Origin of the sequence: Lewinella sp. JB7, assembly GCF_024297185.1 — a bacterium.
GTDB lineage: Bacteria > Bacteroidota > Bacteroidia > Chitinophagales > Saprospiraceae > Neolewinella.
This window is the reverse complement of sequence record NZ_JANCTD010000002.1, coordinates 123,963-141,647: the sequence shown is the minus strand read 5'-3', so window position 1 is coordinate 141,647 and position 17,685 is coordinate 123,963. Positions and strand designations below refer to the sequence as shown.

The following is a 17,685-nucleotide window of genomic DNA, read 5'->3' as shown; positions in this document are numbered from 1 at the left end:
GATTGGCAAAGGTAACGATTCAGCCCCTCGCGAAGTTGCTATCTTTACCGGCCATGCTGGGCTTTACTTATTATCGGCAGTTTGAGGAGATGGACTGTGGCGCGACCTGTTTGCGCATGGTCGCCAAACACCACGGCCAGGAGTACGCGCTGGAGGAACTGCGCGAACGTACCCGCCTGAGCCGTGACGGGGTGAGTCTGCTCGGCATCAGCGAAGGTGCCGAAAGCATCGGATTACAGACCCTCGCCCTCCCGGCCACCCTGGCCCAGTTGGAGGAGGACATCCCCCTACCCTGCATACTGCCCTGGCGCGGCAATCACTTCGTGGTCCTGTACAAGATCGTGGACGGCATCTTCCACCTCGCCGATCCGGACCCCCTGGTAGAAAAGACCGAACTAAGCCGGGTGGATCTGGTAGCCGGTTGGTCGCACGAGGTAAGTGAAGACCGGCAGTACGTGGGCAACGTGCTCGTCCTGGAACCTACCCCTGCCTTTCGCCGGCGTAAGGCCGCTTCGGGATACGGGGGAAGTTTGCGCTACGTTGCCGACTACGTCCTGCGGTACGGGAAGCTGCTCACCAACCTCGGGGCCGGACTGTTACTGGCCCTGCTGTTGCAACTGTTGTTTCCCTTCCTGCTCAAGAGCCTGATCGACGTCGGCATCGTCCTGAACGATCCGGACTTCATCACCGTCGTCATTATCGCTCAGGCCGTGCTGTTGCTCACCACGACCTTACTTGCGGGTCTGCGGAGATACATCCTGATTCACATCGGGGGGCGGGTGAACGTCAATCTGGTGAGTGACTACATCAGCAAACTCACGCGCCTCCCGATGGAGTTCTTCGACAGCCGCAGCCGGGGCGATATTCTACAGCGTATACACGACCACGACCGCTTACAGGAATTTCTGACCGGCAACACGCTGTTCCGCATCTTCAATCTCCTCAATTTCGTGGCCTTTGCCGTAGTACTCCTGATGTGGAGCCGGCTGCTGTTCGGCATCTTCTTCATCGGCACCCTGCTGAACGTCGTTTGGGTGGCCTACTTCCAGTCCCGGAAGCGCAAACTGGACACGGAGTTCTTTCAGCAGTCGGCCGCCAACAACGAGCAGTTGATGGAGATCATCGACGGCATGGGCGAAATCAAACAAAACAACGCCGGCACGCAGCGGCGATGGACGTGGGAGCGACAGCGCGCGAAACTGTACCAGACGACCCTGGCCCTGAATAACTACGACCAGTACCAGCGCACGGTCGGTACCTTGATCAACCAGCTGCAGAATCTCATCATCACGATGGTGGCGGCCCACGCGGTGACGAACGGGTCGCTAACCATCGGCGCGCTCGTGGCGATCTTTTACATACTGGCCCAACTGAGCAGTCCGATCGAGGACCTCAGCGAATTCTTCCGCAGCTACCAGGAAAGCCTGATCAGTCTGGAGCGAATCAACGAAATCTACGGTAAAGCGGACGAGCAGCCCCGCGATCAGCAGCGTATGAGCGTGATCCCCAAGGAGGGGGACCTGGAACTCCGCGACGTCTCCTTCCACTACAATATTCCCAAACCACCCTGGGTGCTGCTCGAAGTCGACGCCCGCATTCCGGCGGGGCAGATCACGGCCATCGTCGGTTCTTCGGGAAGTGGTAAGTCAACCCTGCTGAAGCTGTTGCTGGGTTTTTATCAACCTACGTCCGGCGACATTCTGCTCGGGGGTACGCGGCTGACCACGATCGATCAGCGGTTCTGGCGGGACCAGGTGGGTATGGTGAGCCAGGACGGCTTCATTTTCAGCGATACCATCGCGCGCAACATCGTGCTGAATGAGGAAGTGATCGACCAGCAGCGCCTGCTGGAGGTAGTTAAGATCGCCCAGATCGAGGCCTTTATCGATACGCTGCCGGACGGTTACCGGACGGTAATCGGTGAGACGGGCATGGGCCTGAGTAAGGGGCAGCAGCAGCGTATTCTGCTCGCCCGGGCCATCTATCACCGCCCGCCCTACCTGTTCCTGGACGAGGCCACGACCGGACTGGATGCCTTCACGGAAGTGACCATCATGGATAATCTATTCAACTATATGCGGGGGTCGACCATCATTATCGTGGCCCACCGGTACTCCACCTTCGAGCGTGCCGATAACATACTGGTGATCGAAGACAGTCAGATCGTGGAACGGGGCAACCACCAGGATCTGATGGCCGAGCGGAGTAGTTATTACCGCCTGGTCAAGAACCAAACACTCCTCGGAAGTTGATGCAGCAGGACGTGACCTCGGCCGGCCCGCAACAGGCGGAACGGTCTCCCGAAGTACGGGAAGTAATCGGCACTCCGGCCGGATGGGTGGCGCGCAACGGGACCCTGCTGCTTACTTTGGTGGTACTGGGCCTGGCGGTATTCGCTTCTTTCTACACATACCCGACGACGCTGGCCGGCGAACTGGTCCTGACCACCGTAGATCCTCCGCGTCGGCTACTGGCGCGGCAGGATATGGAAATCCAACGCGTCCTCGTCGCCGATCGGGATACGGTTACCGCCGGACAAACGCTCATAGTGGCGAGCAACGGCAGCGCCCGCTTCGAGCACGTTCTGTACCTAGAAGACCAATTAATCGAGCACCGCGGAGACGATGCGGTGAACCTGTTGGACGTGAAGATTCCCCCTACCCTCGTACTCGGTCCCATTCAGGAAAGCGTGTACCACTTTCAGGACAAGCAGCAGCTTTACCGTACCCTTTCGGTGCGCCGGCTGGATGCTTTCACCTCCCGCGAACTGCAGTCGATGATTGAAAATGCCGAGGGCGAGATCCGCCAACTCCGCGATCTACAGATTGCGCTGGAACAACAACTGATTGAAACCCGGGCCGCGCTGGAAAGGGAGGAGCAATTGCGGCAGGAGGGCCTGGGGGATGGGGACCAATTAACCAGATTGCGGCAACGGGTAGACCGCGCCGAAGAGAACCTGCAGCGAAATGTGGGCGACCTCCGCTCCGCGAGCTTTTCTATCGAACTGATGCGGAATCAAATTGAATCGTTCCGCAGCGGTCGTCAGGGCAGTACCAGCCAGACGGGCACCGAATTGAAGGAGGCCTACGAATCGTTGCAACGCAGCGTTGCCGACTGGAAGCGGGATTATACCGTGGTGTCTCCGGTCAGCGGCACCGTGGTACTGCAACCGGATGTACAGGAGGATAATTTTCTGCTCAAGGAGACGATGGTCGCTACGGTACTACCGCGGAACGCCGGCAACACCATCGGCATCATGAAGCTGCACATTCGGGGCAGCGGGAAGGTCGCCGTGGGACAGCGAGTGGTGGTACGCTTCCCGAGCTGGCCCTCCCTGGAGTACGGATCCGTTACGGGCTCGGTGGCGAGCGTGGGCGTCATCCCCGACGGGGAGTTTCTTACCGTGGAAGTCACCTTTCCCGATGGACTGACTTCGAGTACCGGCTACCGTATCGAGTCTACGCCCTTCATGCAGGGAGAAGCATCCATCATCGTCGAGCGAAAGAGTCTCATCGCCCGTCTGCTGAACATCGGCTAGGCAAACAGCGCCTCGTAAAGCTCGCGTACGGTAGCCACCGTATGGATGCGAATGCTGTACCGGTCCGGATCGATCCCCTTCACGTTGTACTTACTCACGTAAATACCCCGAAACCCGAGCCGATCGGCTTCCTGGATACGTTGCTCGATGCGCGTAACGGCGCGTATTTCGCCGCTCAAGCCCACCTCACCGGCAAAACAGAGGTTGGGGGGAACCATCACGTCCTGGGCGGAGGACAGGAGCGCGGCAATGATGGACAGATCGATGGCCGGATCGTCTACCCGTAAGCCCCCCGCGATATTCAGAAAGACGTCCTGGTTGCCCAGGGACAGGCCCGCCCGCTTTTCCAGTACGGCCAGCAGCATCGACAGACGGCGCAGATCGAAACCGGTCGCCGACCGCTGGGGGGTGCCGTATACGGCCGCGCTCACGAGCGCCTGCACCTCGATCAGCATCGGCCGCATGCCTTCCAGAGTGGCACAGACCGCGGAGCCGGAGAGATTTTCGTCGCGCTCACTCAGCAGCAATTCACTCGGATTGGAAACTTCCCGCAGGCCGGTGCTGTCCATTTGGTAGATACCAAGCTCATCCGTAGAACCGAAACGGTTCTTCAGGGTACGCAGAATTCGGTAGGTGTAGTTCCGGTCACCCTCAAATTGGAGTACGGCATCGACGATGTGTTCCAGCAACTTGGGTCCCGCGATGCTGCCCTCCTTGGTGATGTGTCCGATCAGGAACACCGGAATTCCGCTTTCCTTAGCGAACCGCTGCAACTCGGCGGCGCACTCCCGCACCTGACTGACGGTACCGGCCATGCTTTCCACGTGGGGACTGGAGAGAGTCTGAATGGAATCCGCGATCAGCAAATCGGGCTTTAGGGTAGCGGCGTGTTTCAGAAGCTTATCCGTGTTGGTTTCCGTCAGCAGATAGCAGTTTGCCGCCGTTCCCCCGAGACGATCGGCGCGCATTTTTATCTGCTCCTCGCTTTCCTCGCCGCTGACGTACAGTACCCGTTTTCCCAACCGTAGCGCCAGTTGAAGCAGCAGGGTCGACTTACCGATCCCCGGCTGGCCGCCGAACAGGACGATGCTGCCGGGCACGATGCCGCCTCCGAGCACGCGGTTAAGTTCCTGATCGGGCGCCACGAGACGTTCGACTTCTCCGGCCGTCACTTCCGCCAGGCGCACGGGACGCGGGCCCTTTCCGATCGGACCGGCGGCCGCGGCAGCCGCGCCGTTGCCCACCGACCGCCAGTCAGGCTGGTGCTCGATGCGGTCGTTTTTCGTCTTGACGACCTTCTCTTCGACCAGGGTGTTCCAGGCCTTACACGAAGGACACTGCCCCATCCATTTGGGACTTTCGGCCCCGCAGTTGGTACAAAAGAAGGCGACTTTAACTTTGGCCATGCACGCTTATTTAAGCAACAAATATACCACAATTTGTGTCATTATCCTTTACTCCGACCGATGATCACCACGCCGGCGATGATGAACCCCGCCCCAATACCCTGCAGTACGTTCATGTGCTCGTGGAGCACGACGTATTCGAGCACGATCGTCGCGACCGGGCCGACGGCACCGATGATCGCCGCATCACCCGCGCCGAGGCGTCGTACGCCCTCGGTGACCAGATAGCTTGGAATAACGGTGCAAAACACGGCCATCACGCCCGCGTAGACGTAGACCATAGGACTCAATCCGAGCAGCGGTTCGCTACTCACCGAGACGTGCAGAATGACCGACACGGAGGCCGTGATCAGCGCCAGGCTGGTGAACCGGACGTTCCCGAGTCTGGGAGCCAGACGTCCACTGCCGATGATGTACGTACTGTACAGCAGAGCACTTGCGAAAATCAGGGCGGCTCCCCGCAAAAAATCTCCCCCCGGCCGCAGGTCGGAGCCGCTGAAGGCGATCACGATGCCGAGGTAGCAAATCGCCGTAGCGACCCACTGCACGGGTCGTATAGGGGTAGCGAACACCAGTCGCTGAATGAGGAGCACCATGGTCGGATAGGTGAACAGGATCACGCGTTCCATCCCTGCGCTCAGATAACGTAAACCCAGGAAGTCGGTATAACTGGCCAGGTAGTAGCCCATGATTCCTAGGGCAATGATCGTGAGTACCTCCGTCCGGGTCATTGCTGCCCTACCCGGCTTCTTGCCGCCCCGTACGTACCCCACCAGGAGGAACAGCGGCAGCGAAAAAATCATCCGCAAGCCGAGCAGGCTGATGCTACTCACTTCGTACCGGTACGCCAGCTTGATGATGACCCCCTTCGAACTGAAGAGCACCGCTCCCAGCAACAGGCAGGCGATACCGATGGTCCGGGTACCGTAAACACGTCGTTCCGCCATGGTCTTAAAGTTTAAAGGCCCGCAAGCTCGGGACAAGCAGATTGCCCCTTAGTGAACCGTGATGAAGGCGATCGCCATGCCCGCGATGATGACAAGGAATTTCTTTACGGAAATGCCGTGGCGGTGACTGCCGTCCGCCTCGAAGAGAATGGTCGTGGAGATGTGCAAAAAGCTGCCCACTACGAGCGCGAGTATGCGGATACGCCACAGGGGATCAATGCTCAGCAGTTCTCCCAGTACGGCACCGAGCGGGGATAGAAATCCGAAAATCACCATACACCCCCACACGAATCGCTTGGAATACCCCGACCCGTAGAGCATCAGCCCGAGCGCGAAGGCCGCCGGTAATTTGTGTAGGGCAATGCCGACCAGTAAGTGATTCTGGTGCAAGTGATCGCCGGCGGACCCCAGCGGAAGCCCCTCTAGTAAGGCATGTAACCCCAGTCCGATCATGACCTGAATGGCAAAGCCCGGTCCCTGCCCCCGGTGGGTGTGTACGTGGCCGTGCTCCACGCCCTGGCTGAATCCTTCCAGCAGCAACTGCACGAAAAAGCCGGCCAGCAGCCACAAACCGGCGGAAGTACCCGGCTCGGAGAACACCTCCGGAATGAGCTCCAGGGCCGCGATGGCCAGCAGGTAGGCACCACTGAACGATAAGAGCACCGGCAGGTAGGCCCGAAACCTTTGCTCACCGTACTGCGCCAGACCGCCGCCCGCAAGGACGGCCAAAAAGAGTAAGGAGTACTGCCACCAGACCATAGAAGGGGAAATGCGAAAACTGCTAACGCCACACGGTTGCAATAAGTTAATCGTCGGGGGTAATTCCCCGGATCGCGGCCTCCTTCGCCAGTCGTCGGTACGCCACCACGCCGATCCACCCCACCGCGGCGCCCAGTGCTGCGCCGGCAAGGATGTCACCCGGATAGTGTTTGCCCACGTATACCTGCGCTAAGGAAATCGTGAAAGCCCAGAGAAACCAGGCGAACTTCCAACCCCGCCGCCGCACCCACGTCAGGCTCATGACCGTCGCCACGGCAAAGTGATTGGTCGCGTGATTGGAGGGAAAACTCAGTGCGCCGCCGCAATTCACCAATTCCCGGACCCGGTCGGCCAGGGCGGGCGTAGCACAGGGCCGCAAACGTCCGACCCACGGCTTGATGACCGTCGCGGCCAATTGATCCGCCACCGCGATCACGGTGCCGATGCACAGGAGCAGGTACACCGCGCGACGTGTACCGAACCGACGCCAGATCAGATAAAGTACGGCGATGTACAAGGGAATCCACGTAAGCTTGTCGCGGTACACGGGTAGGATGGCGTCAAGCACGGGGTTCGCCCACTGCTGATTGATCAGATCGAAAAGGTAGTGGTCTATAGCCATTTCTTTATCCGGCAAGTACGGCCAATAGTTTGTAGCGATGGGTGTGGCCCTCCCCGTCGAACGACTCCACCAGTATGATGTACGCCCCGGGCGGTGCGAGCCGTCCGTTATCCGTCGTCCCGTCCCAGTTCAGTGCCCCTTCCGCCGCCAGGAGGGCTACCCGCTCCAGTTGAGCCACCGGTAACCCCTCCACGTCGAATACGGATACGCGCGCCATGGTCCCCGGGACGGCGGTGCGGTACGTAATGGCCAGTTGGTCGCGGTGACCATCGCCGTCGGGACTGAAGGTCGGGCTTTCCAGGGTAAAGTAATGGAGCGGTGGCCCGGCGGAGCGCGTTTGGGAGTTCGGCCGTGTCGGCGTCCCGTAGCCGGCCGTGGAGGCGGCGGAGGTCCAGTTATCGGTTTGGTCAGTGGAGATGGCTGCATCTATGCGCTCGAGACTAACGCCCTCGGTGGACGCGAGCAGTGGAGCATGCATTTCCGGACTGTAGGTCAGCGCATCGACCGCCACCGAATTTTGAGTCAAAATGGTGACGTTTGCTCCGGCATTGGGCAGGGACGGCAGACTCATTTCGACGATGCGGTCCCGTCGCGCGTTCGGATGCTGACGCAGCAGACTTTCCCGGTCGGCGGTCATTACCACGAACTCACCCGGCAGGAGCACGAAGCTGGTGTTTACTACTTTAGGCCGCTGGGCGGATGTCTGGTTTAGTAGTTGCCATCCCCGAAGGTCGAAGGCGTGATCCGAAGTGTTGAAGAGCTCGATAAAATCGCTTTCTCCCGGCAGAGGATCGAATAGCAGTTCATTGATAACTATGTCACCCGGCCTTAGATCACTACCTAACAGCAGACTACGCGACACGAGTTGGTCTGGAGTATTACCCGCGCAATCGGAGTAATCCGGGAGGATGGTGAGCCGGTACACTTTTCCCGGCACGAAACTAAAGGGGATGTGGAAGGTCCGCTCGTCCAGTCGCTCCGCCGCTGCCGGCAGATCGTCGAGCAGGAATAGATAATCCGCGATCCCGGTCACTGCCTCGTCAAAGCTTATGGTCACTCCACCGGTCTCCAGCGTCGTCTCGGTCACCATCGGAGCCCGGTTGTCCGCGGGTAATCCTTCCACGCTGTTGGCCCGCCCGGGGGTTCCTCCGGATTCCGCCAGGCTGGCCCGCCAATTGCCTCCGCACGCCGGGTCGCCACGTCCGGTGAACTCCAGGCTGTACCCGCCGCCGTCGCGTTCCTCGTCGTGGTACCAGTCCGGGCTATAGCGCAGGTGGGCAACGCTTACACCCCGCAGGAGAACGGTCACTTCATCCCCTCCGTTGGTCAGCGAAGGAAGGCGGCAGAGGAGCAGGGGAGCCCCGTAGGCCGAAAAATGGTCCGCGTCCCGTTCGTCGACGATCAGGGCGTACTCCCCCGCCGCTAACCACGGTACTCCGGTAACCGTCACCGGCTTGCCACCGCTGGCGATCTGCAGTCCGGTCAGATCGACCGCCGTATCACCGGCGTTGTACAACTCTACGTACTCGGCGGCGGGGAGTCCGCGACTCGGGGTCGGATCGACCATGATCTCCGAAAGGCGGAGAGACTGAGTGGCGAGTGGGGACGTCAGAAACGGCCAAAACATTAATATTGCAATCAATCGAAGCACCGCCCAAAGGTAAATGGTTTATATTCCTTATCTTTGCGCCCTAAAATAAAAAGCAATGCAAAAGGAACTGCATCCCGAATCCTACCGGAAGGTCATTTTCCGCGACATCAACGCGAACGTAAGCTGGCTCGGCAAGTCGTGCGCCAAGACCCGCGACACCGATACCTTCGAAGACGGTAACGAGTATCCCCTCATCAAACTGGAGATCTCCAGCGAGAGCCACCCCTTCTTTACCGGTAAGATGCAATTCGTCGACACCGCCGGCCGGATCGACAAGTTCAACAAGAAGTTCGGCAAGAGCCGCTTCGCCAAGAAGACCGAGGAGGAAGGCGAACCCGCTCAGGAAGAGGCCTAGTCTCCGCTCCTTTTGCGCGAATCAAAAAAGCCCCGGCGAACGATCGTTCGCCGGGGCTTTCTACGTGGCCTAGGGGTGATCACAGGTGGATCACCTCGTCGTAGGCCGCCGCCGTAGCTTCCATCACCGCCTCGCTCATGGTGGGGTGCGGGTGCACGGTCTTGATGATTTCGTGGCCGGTGGTCTCCAGTTTACGGCTGGCGACGACCTCGGCGATCATCTCCGTTACGTTGGCGCCGATCATGTGCGCGCCCAGCCACTCCCCGTACTTGGCGTCAAAGATGACCTTGACGAATCCTTCCTTCGCGCCCGCGGCACTGGCCTTTCCGGATGCGGAGAAGGGGAACTTGCCCACTTTGACTTCGTATCCGGCCTCCTTAGCGGCCGCCTCGGTAAATCCTACGCTCGCGACCTCCGGCGAACAGTACGTACATCCGGGAATGTTGCCGTAATCCAGGGGGGCGGGGTTCATGCCGGCAATGCCCTCGACGCAGATGATCCCTTCGGCGCTGGCCACATGGGCGAGGGCCGGACCGGAGGTCACGTCGCCGATGGCGAAAATCCCGGGTACGTTGGTGCGGTACAGCTCGTCCACGTGGATGATGCCCCGGTCGGTCTCGATGCCCAGGTCTTCCAGGCCGATGTTCTCGGTATTCGGGCTGATGCCGGCGGCCGACAGCACCACGTCGCACTCGATGATTTCTTCCTTGCCGGTCTTGCGGTTCTTGGTGGTGACCTTCAGGACGTCGCTGCCGGTATCCACTTTTTCTACGCTGGTATTGGCGAGCGTTTTGATGCCCTTCTTTTTGTAGATCTTGGTCAGTTCCTTGGAGATGTCCGCGTCTTCGCGGGGCACCAGCCCCTGCTCGAGAAACTCAACTATGGTCACCTCCGTGCCGATGCTGCTGTAGAAGTAGGCGAACTCGACGCCGATGGCTCCGGCCCCGACGACCACCATGCGCTTCGGCTGGGTGGGCAGGGTCATCGCTTCGCGGTAGCCGATGATCTTCTTGCCGTCGATGGGCAGGTTGGGCAGCTGACGGGCGCGGCTACCGACGGCGACGATGATGTTCTCGGCGTCGTAGGTCGTGGCCTTGCCGTTCTCGTCGGTCACTTCGACTTTCTTGCCGCGGATCAGCTTACCGGTGCCGCTGAGCACCTCGATCTTGTTCTTGCGAAAGAGGAAGTTGATCCCCTTGCTCATACCGTCGGCGACGCCCCGGCTGCGCGTAATCATCTTCCCGAAGTCGGCGGTGGGTTCGGCGACTTCGATGCCGTAGTCTCCGGCGTGCTGGATATATTCGAATACCTGCGCGCTCTTCAGCAGGGCCTTCGTGGGGATACAGCCCCAGTTGAGGCAGATGCCGCCGAGGCTTTCGCGTTCGACGACGGCGACCTTCATGCCCAGTTGGGCTGCTCTGATTGCGGCGACGTAGCCGCCGGGTCCGCTTCCGACAACAATAAGATCGTAAGCCATAAGGTGGGGTTATTTTAGTTGAGTGGGTGAAACGTCTCGTCGTCTGCCTTGGTTGGCGGGTGCGCGGGAGCCAGGCAGACGGGTGAAAGCCGCAAAGGTAAGCTGTTGGCCGCTACCCGTCGGACCCGCGGCCCCGCCGAACGAAAATACTGCCGCGGGCAATGAACGTAAAGCGGAGCAATCGTTTCTATGCCTTTACCATATCGCTTAAGCTACCTATGCAGAACCGCACCATCATCGACCACGTCAATCCCCAAATCAACAACGGACGCTTCCCCATCAAGCGCGTCGTGGGAGAATCCGTCGCCGTCAGTGCCACTATTTTCGGCGACAGCCACGATTATCTGCGCGCCCTGGTGGAATTCCGCAAGGTGGGAGCGGACGCCTGGCAAGTAGTCGAAATGGAGGAAGGCACGAATGACCAGTGGTCCGCCGCATTCCCCGTCGCGGAGCAGGGGCACTACGAATACCGCCTCGTGGCGTGGGTGGATCAGCTGAAGACCTGGTACAAAGGATTCAAGAAGAAACAGGCCGACGGTCAGGATATGGGCATCGAATTGCGCATCGGCGCCAACTTCCTAAGCGAAAAAGCCGACCGGGTGGAGGGCGACGCCCACGCCGAAATCACCCGTGCCATTCAGGAGTTGGGCAACGAGGACGGTCAGCAGGCCGTACAGTACGTCCTCAGCGATGCCTTCGCTAGCCTACTGCGCGATCACCCCCTGCGCCGCTACGAAACCGTCTACGACCCAGGTCTCCGGGTGAAGGCAGGTCGGAAGAAAGAGCGCTTCAGCAGCTGGTACGAACTGTTTCCCCGGTCAACCTCTCCGGACGTCAACCGTACGGGCACCTTCCGGGACGTAGAGAACCTGCTGCCCCGCATCGAGGAACTCGGCTTTGACGTACTCTACATGCCACCCGTGCATCCCATCGGCTACCGCAACCGTAAGGGCCGCAACAACGCCACCACCGCCATGGAGGGTGAACCCGGAAGTCCGTGGGCCATCGGATCCAAGGAGGGCGGCCACAAGAGCATCCTGCCGGAACTCGGCAACATTGACGACTACAAACGGCTGCTGAACAAGTGCCACGAGCACGGGATGGAGATCGCGCTGGACCTCGCCTTCCAGTGCGCCCCGGACCACCCCTACATCGAGGAGCACCCCGAATGGTTCATCTGGCGGCCGGACGGCTCCATCATGTACGCCGAGAACCCGCCCAAGAAGTATCAGGACATCGTGCCCATCAACTTCGAAACCGAGGACTGGAAGGCGCTGTGGCAGGAGCTGCTGGACGTTACCCTGTACTGGTGCGAAGCCGGCGTACGCATCTTCCGGGTCGACAACCCCCACACCAAGCCCTACCGGTTCTGGGAGTACATTATCCGCGAAACGAACGAACGCTTCCCGGACGTAATTTTCCTGGCGGAAGCCTTCACCCGGCCCGCGATCATGGCGGAACTGGCCAAACGGGGCTTCCAGCAGAGTTACACGTATTTCACCTGGCGCACTACCGCCGCCGAAATGCGGGAGTACCTGGAGGAGCTGACCACCACCGAGCTGCGGGAGTACATGCAGCCCAACTTCTGGCCCAATACCCCCGACATCCTGGCCTACGAGATGATGAACGCGAACGAAAATCAGTTCGTGAAGCGACTCCTCCTGGCCGCCACCCTGTCGAGCAGTTACGGCCTGTACGGTCCCAGCTATGAGATCATGGAAAACCGGGGCAACACTAACGGCAAGGAAGAATACTACGACAGTGAGAAGTACGTGGCCCGTCATTACGACTGGACCTACCGCAACCGCATCACCGATACCTACCGGACCATCAACCGGATCCGGAAGGACCATCCGGCCCTGCAGCAGACGAACAACATCGTATTTACCGATACGAATAACCCCAATCTGCTGAGCTACGTCAAGTACAGCGACGACCGGAGCAGCATCATCTGGACCATCGTGAACTTCGATCCCCACAACACCCAGGACGGCTACTGCGCCGTGCCGAAACAGTTGCTCGGCGATCAGGGCTTCCGGGTCACCGATCTCCTCACCGGTGCCACTTACTGGTGGAATGCCAACGCCAATTACGTCCGGCTCGACCCCGGCTACTGGCCGGCACACGTATTCGAGATCAGCAAATAAGTGGCCGCCTACCGGTGCTGCGGATTACGCTAGCGCGCGGCGTTTCTTACGAACAGGTACTGAGTACTGCCTCCAGTAGTGCGTGCATTTCCCTCGCTGGGCAATACCATGGCTTCGACGTAGGCCCAGCCGTTGGCGATCAGGTAATTGACGGCGTGCATGACGCTGTTGAACTTGATGCGGTCGCCGGAAGACGGGTCGATGACCTCCATCCGGTTGCGCGAACCGCCGTTGATGCTCTGCCCGTAATCGATGAAGATGGTCACTTTGCTCGACAGGAATCGTTCCTGGGCGATCATCCGGACCATTTGCACCTCCTCGAGATTGTTAATGTTGACTCCGTCCACCACGACCTGGGCGTAGGAGGCGGTGAAGGAACCGATGACAAGGGCAAGGGCGAAGAACAGCTTTTTCATGTGGCTTATTTTGTTGTGGATAGAATGCACGGACGTAGGTGTCGGATACACCGGGCGACAAGTATAGGAGTTCCTTAACGAAATAGGGACGCCCGGCGGACGTTAGTCCAGCATGATGTACCTGATGTTACTCCTCGGCTTGCTCACTCTCCCCCAGGATCCCGTAGAGTGGCTCCAGGAACAAACCGTGCAAATCGGCGACACCTTTCAGGGCGATCCGGTCACCTACGCCTTTCGTTTCCGCAATACCACCGACGCGCCGCTGATCGTCGAGAACGTACGCGTCGGCTGTGGTTGTACCGCCACCGAATGGCAGGACGCGCCGGTGGCGCCGGGCGAGGTGGGCTCGATCAACGTCGCGTACGACGCGACGAACGTAGGCTTTTACCGGAAGTACGTCAAGGTTTACTTCCGCGGCCACCGCGGCGGGCACAAGCTCTGGCTGGAGGGTTTCGTCGAAACGGCCCCCTAAAGGCCCCGCGATGGTGTACCTTCGCCGCTCTTACCATAAAGAATACCTATGACTTGGTTGACCTGGGTCCTGTTGCTCGGCTACGTCGGACTTAGCCTTGCCCTCTACCGCTTATTTCCCCGGGCGGGGCGGAAGGCCAGCGCGGCCCTCATTCCCGGCTACAACATGTGGGTGGTCTCGGAACTGGTGGGCCGGAAGGGAAGCTACAGCCTGCTACTGCTGATCCCCTACTTCAATATGATCTGGTTCGCCGGCCTGATGGTCGACCTGGCCCGCTCGTTCAACCGCTTCAACTTCTTCGAGCACGTGCTCGCCGTTGTCGCCAGCTGGGGATACTTCGGCTGGCTCGGAACCACCAATCCCGAGTACCGGGGCCCCATCCTGGTCGAGGAACGCGCCTGGCAGGCCAAACTCGCCGCCGCCGAGAAAGCTAAGGACGACCGCGAGGTCCGCAAGTTGCGCAATCAGGCCCCCTTCGCCAAGCCCGTCCTTCGCGACTGGGCCGAAGCGGCCATCTTCGCCATTTTCGCCGCCGCGCTTATCCGTCTCCTGCTGATCGAGAGCTACATCATCCCCACGCCTTCGATGGAGAACAACCTGAACGTCGGGGACTTCCTCTTCGTCTCGAAGGTCAATTACGGACTGCGGCTGCCGGAAACCATCCTGATGCTCCCGTTGGTCCACAACCAGGCGCCCGTGGTCGGCGGGGAGAGCTACGTCGACGGGGCCGGCCTACCCTACCGCCGCCTGCCCGCCCTGGAAAAGATCGACCGCTACGATCCCGTCGTCTTCAACGTGCCGTCGGGTGACAGCGTCTACATCTTCCCCTACCGTACGTACTCCAGCAACGATTACGAGATGGGCAATATCGACGCCAACGCCCAGCGCGCCATTCAGACCGGTCGAGCCGAACTGGTGACCCGCCCGCGCGATAAGAAGGACCACTACGTGAAGCGTGCCGTCGGTCTGCCCGGCGAAACTCTCGAGATCAGGGACCGGGCGCTGTACATCGACGGCTCCCAAGTGGAAGACCCCGAGAACATCCAGTTTCTCTACGACATCACCTTTAGCGGTCCGCCCAACCGCACGAACTGGGCCGATATGGGCATCAGCACCGACGACGTACAGCAGCGGTCCGCCACCGGATTCGTCATGTTTCTGAGCGACAAGCAACTTGCCGCCCTGCGCGCCGGGGATCCCAACGGCACCTTCGATTTTTACGACCAGACGGCCCCGAACGGCGTGCGGCTGTACCCCCACAGCGAAAAGTACTTCGGCAACTGGACCGTCGACAACTACGGTCCCATCACCATTCCCGCCCGCGGCATGACGGTCACCCTCGACGAGCGCAACTACGAGCTGTACTGGCGCCCCATAAAGGTCTACGAGGAGAACCCGGACTTCGAACGCCGCAACGGGAAATACTACCTCGCCGGCCAGGAGATCACCGAGTACACCTTTCGCCAGGACTATTACTGGATGATGGGCGACAACCGGCACAACTCGGAAGACAGCCGGGTCTGGGGCTTCGTACCCGAAGATCACATCCTCGGCAAGCCGCTCTTCATCTGGTTCTCCATTAAGGAAGGCAGTCTTTTCAATGGCGTGAACTGGGACCGCATCTTCCGTTCGGCCACCAAACAGGGAGACTGACCTTGCCCCACCCCGACTTCCTGCACCGACGGCTCGCCGAACTGCGCGAAGCCGGTACCTACCGCGAGTTACCCGGAACCCGCGAGGGGGTCGATTTCTGGTCGAATGACTATCTGGGCTTTTCCCGGGAAATGTCCGGGGGAACGGCAGACTTCAATACCGCCCCCGGCAGCCGACTGATTTCCGGAGACAGCTTCGCGATCAGCCAACTCGAAACCCGTATCGCCGACTTTCATGGCTACCCGGCCGCCCTACTCTTCAGTAGCGGGTACACGGCCAATCTTGGCCTGCTGAGTTGCATCGCCCGCCGCACCGACACCATCGTCTACGACGAACTGATCCACGCCAGTATTCGCGACGGCATACGGCTAAGTGGGGCGGCGGCGCGCAGGTGCCAACATAATAAGGTAGAGCAAGCCCACCGGGTACTGTCCGAAGCGCGATCCGATGGGCAAACGTTTTTCGTGACCGAGGCCCGCTTCAGTATGGACGGCGATACCGCCCCGCTACGGGCGATCGCCGAAGCGTGCCAGGAGCACGGGGCCCACCTGATCGTAGACGAGGCCCACAGCATCGGGATCGACGGTCCCCGCGGATCCGGACTTACCGCGGAACTCGGGCTGCAGCAGCAGGTGTTCGCCTCGGTGGTGACCTACGGTAAAGCGCCGGGGGCGAGTGGAGCCGCCGTACTCGGGGGGACCGCCCTGCGGAATTACCTCGTCAATCTGAGCCGGCCGTTCATCTTTACGACGGCCCCGCGGCCGGAGCAACTGGCTTCGATCATGCGGGCCTACGAACTCCTCGGGGAGCGGCAGTCGGCGGCACGCGGCGCGCTGGAGAATATCATCACTTACTTCGGGGACAGCGTGACGGACCGGGACCTGGCAACCTGCTGCCCATTACTCGAGGGTCCCATCCAGCTCGTGCACACTGCTGGCCGGGTCGACGTGATGACCCTGGAGCACGAACTACGCGAACGGGGCATCCTCGTTAAGGGCATCCGTCCGCCGAGCGTGCCCCGGGGAGCCGACCGGATCCGCATTTGCCTGCACGCCTTCAACACCCGCGAGGAGGTCGACCGCCTGACCGATGCTCTGAGGGATTGTCTAGCCACCGACCGCGTATGAACATCAGCATCCGGGGTACGGGCATCATTTCGGCAGCCGGGGTCGGGGTAGCCGACAACTGGAACAACACCGCGGAAGGCCGCCGCTTCTGGTCGACCGACGACGCGACTAAACTACCCGTATATGCCCTTCCGTACCTGCCGGCGGCCGGTCGACCGGCCGACTACATCCGTACCCACCGGGTAGACCGCACGGTTGCCTTAGCGCTGCACGCCGCCGAGGAGGCGGTTGCTCAGGCCGGTTGGCACGGTCAGGACTTCGCCGTGCTGGTCGGTTGCTCCCGGGGGCCGACGACGGCCTGGGAAGCCGCCCACCAAACCTATCGCGAGGGTAAGGTACTCCCGGTGCGTACCTCCCCCACCACTACCTTGGGCAGTATCGCTTTCGCGCTCGCCGACTACTTCGGGGTGTCATCATTGTCGGACGGACTCAGCGTGACCTGTTCCTCCGGGTTTCACGCGCTGGTACACGGCGTAGCCTTGTTGCGGGCGGGGATGGCCGACCGGGTACTGGTGGGGGGCACCGAGGCCCCACTCACGCCCTTTACCCTGCGACAAATGGAAGGATTGAGAATTTACGCCTCGCCGACCCCCGGGGAAGAATATGCCTGCCGCCCCTTCGCTACCCCGGCCACCGGCATGGTTGTAGGGGAAGGGGCGGGGTTCCTGGCCCTGGAACGCGCGCCCCAAACCGGTTCATTGGGCATTTTAGGCCTGGGCTTCAGCCGGGAGCAAGCCCGGAGCGCCACGGGCATCAGCCGGGAAGGAACGGCGCTGCAGTCAAGTATGCGCCAGGCCACCATTGGTGCCGCCACTCCCGACCTCATCCTTGCACACGCCCCCGGTACCCTCCGCGGTGACGAAGCCGAACGCCGCGCGATTACGTCGGTCTTCCCGGAAACGCTGCCTCCCGTCCTTTCCCTGAAGTGGGCGACCGGCCATACCTTCGGGGCCAGTGGTCCGCTGGCTCTCGTGATGGCCACCGAGATGGTACGACGCAACGCGGTGATTGTCCTACCCTACGGGCCGGCGACCGAGGTCCCTTCCCCACCCCGCCGGGTACTCGTGAACGCCACCGGGTTCGGAGGAAATGCGGTCAGCGTGTTGATCGGCTAA

The 17,685-nt window shown here is 60.6% G+C and carries 15 protein-coding genes; 8 read left to right on the top strand and 7 right to left on the bottom strand.

What is annotated here, in order from left to right; genetic code table 11:
• Positions 1 to 2 precede the first annotated feature (2 nt).
• Both NMA52_RS04205 and NMA52_RS04200 read left to right on the top strand, forming a co-directional pair.
• Complete coding sequence (locus NMA52_RS04205) at positions 3 to 2,252, top strand: peptidase domain-containing ABC transporter (protein WP_254826394.1); 2,250 nt, start codon at positions 3 to 5, stop codon at positions 2,250 to 2,252.
• On the top strand, positions 2,249 to 3,538 hold the full coding sequence (locus NMA52_RS04200; protein ID WP_254826393.1) for a hypothetical protein: 1,290 nt from the start codon (positions 2,249 to 2,251) through the stop codon (positions 3,536 to 3,538). Before NMA52_RS04205 ends, NMA52_RS04200 begins: the two co-directional genes overlap by 4 nt.
• Here the strand turns inward: NMA52_RS04200 and radA are convergent.
• From radA to NMA52_RS04175, 5 genes are read right to left on the bottom strand one after another with little or no spacing between them, the layout of a single operon-like run.
• Complete coding sequence (radA, locus tag NMA52_RS04195) at positions 3,535 to 4,944, bottom strand: DNA repair protein RadA (RefSeq protein WP_254826392.1); 1,410 nt, start codon at positions 4,942 to 4,944, stop codon at positions 3,535 to 3,537. The two genes, NMA52_RS04200 and radA, sit on opposite strands and share 4 nt — an antisense overlap.
• Positions 4,945 to 4,985: 41 nt before the next feature.
• Positions 4,986 to 5,891 carry a DMT family transporter gene (locus NMA52_RS04190; protein ID WP_254826391.1) on the bottom strand — a complete coding sequence of 302 codons (906 nt, stop codon included), beginning with the start codon at positions 5,889 to 5,891 and terminating at the stop codon, positions 4,986 to 4,988.
• Between the two features lie 48 nt (positions 5,892 to 5,939).
• On the bottom strand, positions 5,940 to 6,650 hold the full coding sequence (locus NMA52_RS04185; RefSeq protein WP_254826390.1) for a ZIP family metal transporter: 711 nt from the start codon (positions 6,648 to 6,650) through the stop codon (positions 5,940 to 5,942).
• Positions 6,651 to 6,696: 46 nt separating this feature from the next.
• The gene (locus NMA52_RS04180) at positions 6,697 to 7,287 is read right to left on the bottom strand and encodes a phosphatase PAP2 family protein (protein ID WP_254826389.1); all 591 of its coding nucleotides are present in this window, start codon (positions 7,285 to 7,287) and stop codon (positions 6,697 to 6,699) included.
• A complete protein-coding gene (locus NMA52_RS04175; protein WP_254826388.1) occupies positions 7,277 to 8,899 on the bottom strand; it encodes a lamin tail domain-containing protein in 1,623 nt (540 codons plus the stop codon). The genes NMA52_RS04180 and NMA52_RS04175 overlap by 11 nt, the downstream gene beginning before the upstream one ends.
• A 79-nt stretch (positions 8,900 to 8,978) precedes the next feature.
• Between NMA52_RS04175 and NMA52_RS04170 the strand changes: the two genes are divergently transcribed.
• Positions 8,979 to 9,278: a type B 50S ribosomal protein L31 gene (locus NMA52_RS04170; RefSeq protein ID WP_254826387.1), complete on the top strand. Its 300-nt coding sequence runs from the start codon at positions 8,979 to 8,981 to the stop codon at positions 9,276 to 9,278.
• A 79-nt stretch (positions 9,279 to 9,357) separates the two neighbouring features.
• Here NMA52_RS04170 and lpdA read toward each other — a convergent pair whose 3' ends face one another.
• Positions 9,358 to 10,755, bottom strand: coding sequence for a dihydrolipoyl dehydrogenase (gene lpdA / locus NMA52_RS04165; RefSeq protein ID WP_254826386.1), 1,398 nt, complete (start codon positions 10,753 to 10,755; stop codon positions 9,358 to 9,360).
• 218 nt (positions 10,756 to 10,973) lie between these two features.
• Here lpdA and NMA52_RS04160 point away from each other — a divergent pair, with 218 nt between their 5' ends.
• Positions 10,974 to 12,902, top strand: a complete 1,929-nt coding sequence (locus NMA52_RS04160) for an alpha-1,4-glucan--maltose-1-phosphate maltosyltransferase (RefSeq protein ID WP_254826385.1) — start codon at positions 10,974 to 10,976, stop codon at positions 12,900 to 12,902.
• A gap of 29 nt (positions 12,903 to 12,931) precedes the next feature.
• Here the strand turns inward: NMA52_RS04160 and NMA52_RS04155 are convergent, their stop codons facing one another.
• Positions 12,932 to 13,318, bottom strand: coding sequence for a hypothetical protein (locus NMA52_RS04155; protein ID WP_254826384.1), 387 nt, complete (start codon positions 13,316 to 13,318; stop codon positions 12,932 to 12,934).
• A gap of 112 nt (positions 13,319 to 13,430) precedes the next feature.
• On the opposite strand from NMA52_RS04155, the gene NMA52_RS04150 reads away from it, so the two are divergent.
• From NMA52_RS04150 to NMA52_RS04135, 4 genes are read left to right on the top strand one after another with little or no spacing between them, the layout of a single operon-like run.
• Positions 13,431 to 13,790 (top strand): DUF1573 domain-containing protein, encoded by a 360-nt coding sequence (locus NMA52_RS04150; RefSeq protein WP_254826383.1) that lies wholly within the window; start codon positions 13,431 to 13,433, stop codon positions 13,788 to 13,790.
• Between the two features lie 48 nt (positions 13,791 to 13,838).
• Positions 13,839 to 15,443: a S26 family signal peptidase gene (locus NMA52_RS04145; protein WP_254826382.1), complete on the top strand. Its 1,605-nt coding sequence runs from the start codon at positions 13,839 to 13,841 to the stop codon at positions 15,441 to 15,443.
• Between the two features lie 2 nt (positions 15,444 to 15,445).
• Positions 15,446 to 16,570 carry an aminotransferase class I/II-fold pyridoxal phosphate-dependent enzyme gene (locus NMA52_RS04140; RefSeq protein ID WP_254826381.1) on the top strand — a complete coding sequence of 375 codons (1,125 nt, stop codon included), beginning with the start codon at positions 15,446 to 15,448 and terminating at the stop codon, positions 16,568 to 16,570.
• Positions 16,567 to 17,685 carry a beta-ketoacyl synthase N-terminal-like domain-containing protein gene (locus tag NMA52_RS04135; RefSeq protein ID WP_254826380.1) on the top strand — a complete coding sequence of 373 codons (1,119 nt, stop codon included), beginning with the start codon at positions 16,567 to 16,569 and terminating at the stop codon, positions 17,683 to 17,685. The genes NMA52_RS04140 and NMA52_RS04135 overlap by 4 nt, the downstream gene beginning before the upstream one ends.

Coding starts and splice junctions, on each gene's coding strand:
- radA (WP_254826392.1), bottom strand. CDS start 4,944: ATGGCCAAAGTTAAAGTCGCCTTCTTTTGTACCAACTGCGGGGCCGAA.
- NMA52_RS04190 (WP_254826391.1), bottom strand. CDS start 5,891: ATGGCGGAACGACGTGTTTACGGTACCCGGACCATCGGTATCGCCTGC.
- NMA52_RS04185 (WP_254826390.1), bottom strand. CDS start 6,650: ATGGTCTGGTGGCAGTACTCCTTACTCTTTTTGGCCGTCCTTGCGGGC.
- NMA52_RS04175 (WP_254826388.1), bottom strand. CDS start 8,899: ATGTTTTGGCCGTTTCTGACGTCCCCACTCGCCACTCAGTCTCTCCGC.
- NMA52_RS04170 (WP_254826387.1), top strand. CDS start 8,979: ATGCAAAAGGAACTGCATCCCGAATCCTACCGGAAGGTCATTTTCCGC.
- lpdA (WP_254826386.1), bottom strand. CDS start 10,755: ATGGCTTACGATCTTATTGTTGTCGGAAGCGGACCCGGCGGCTACGTC.
- NMA52_RS04160 (WP_254826385.1), top strand. CDS start 10,974: ATGCAGAACCGCACCATCATCGACCACGTCAATCCCCAAATCAACAAC.
- NMA52_RS04155 (WP_254826384.1), bottom strand. CDS start 13,318: ATGAAAAAGCTGTTCTTCGCCCTTGCCCTTGTCATCGGTTCCTTCACC.
- NMA52_RS04150 (WP_254826383.1), top strand. CDS start 13,431: ATGATGTACCTGATGTTACTCCTCGGCTTGCTCACTCTCCCCCAGGAT.
- NMA52_RS04145 (WP_254826382.1), top strand. CDS start 13,839: ATGACTTGGTTGACCTGGGTCCTGTTGCTCGGCTACGTCGGACTTAGC.
- NMA52_RS04135 (WP_254826380.1), top strand. CDS start 16,567: ATGAACATCAGCATCCGGGGTACGGGCATCATTTCGGCAGCCGGGGTC.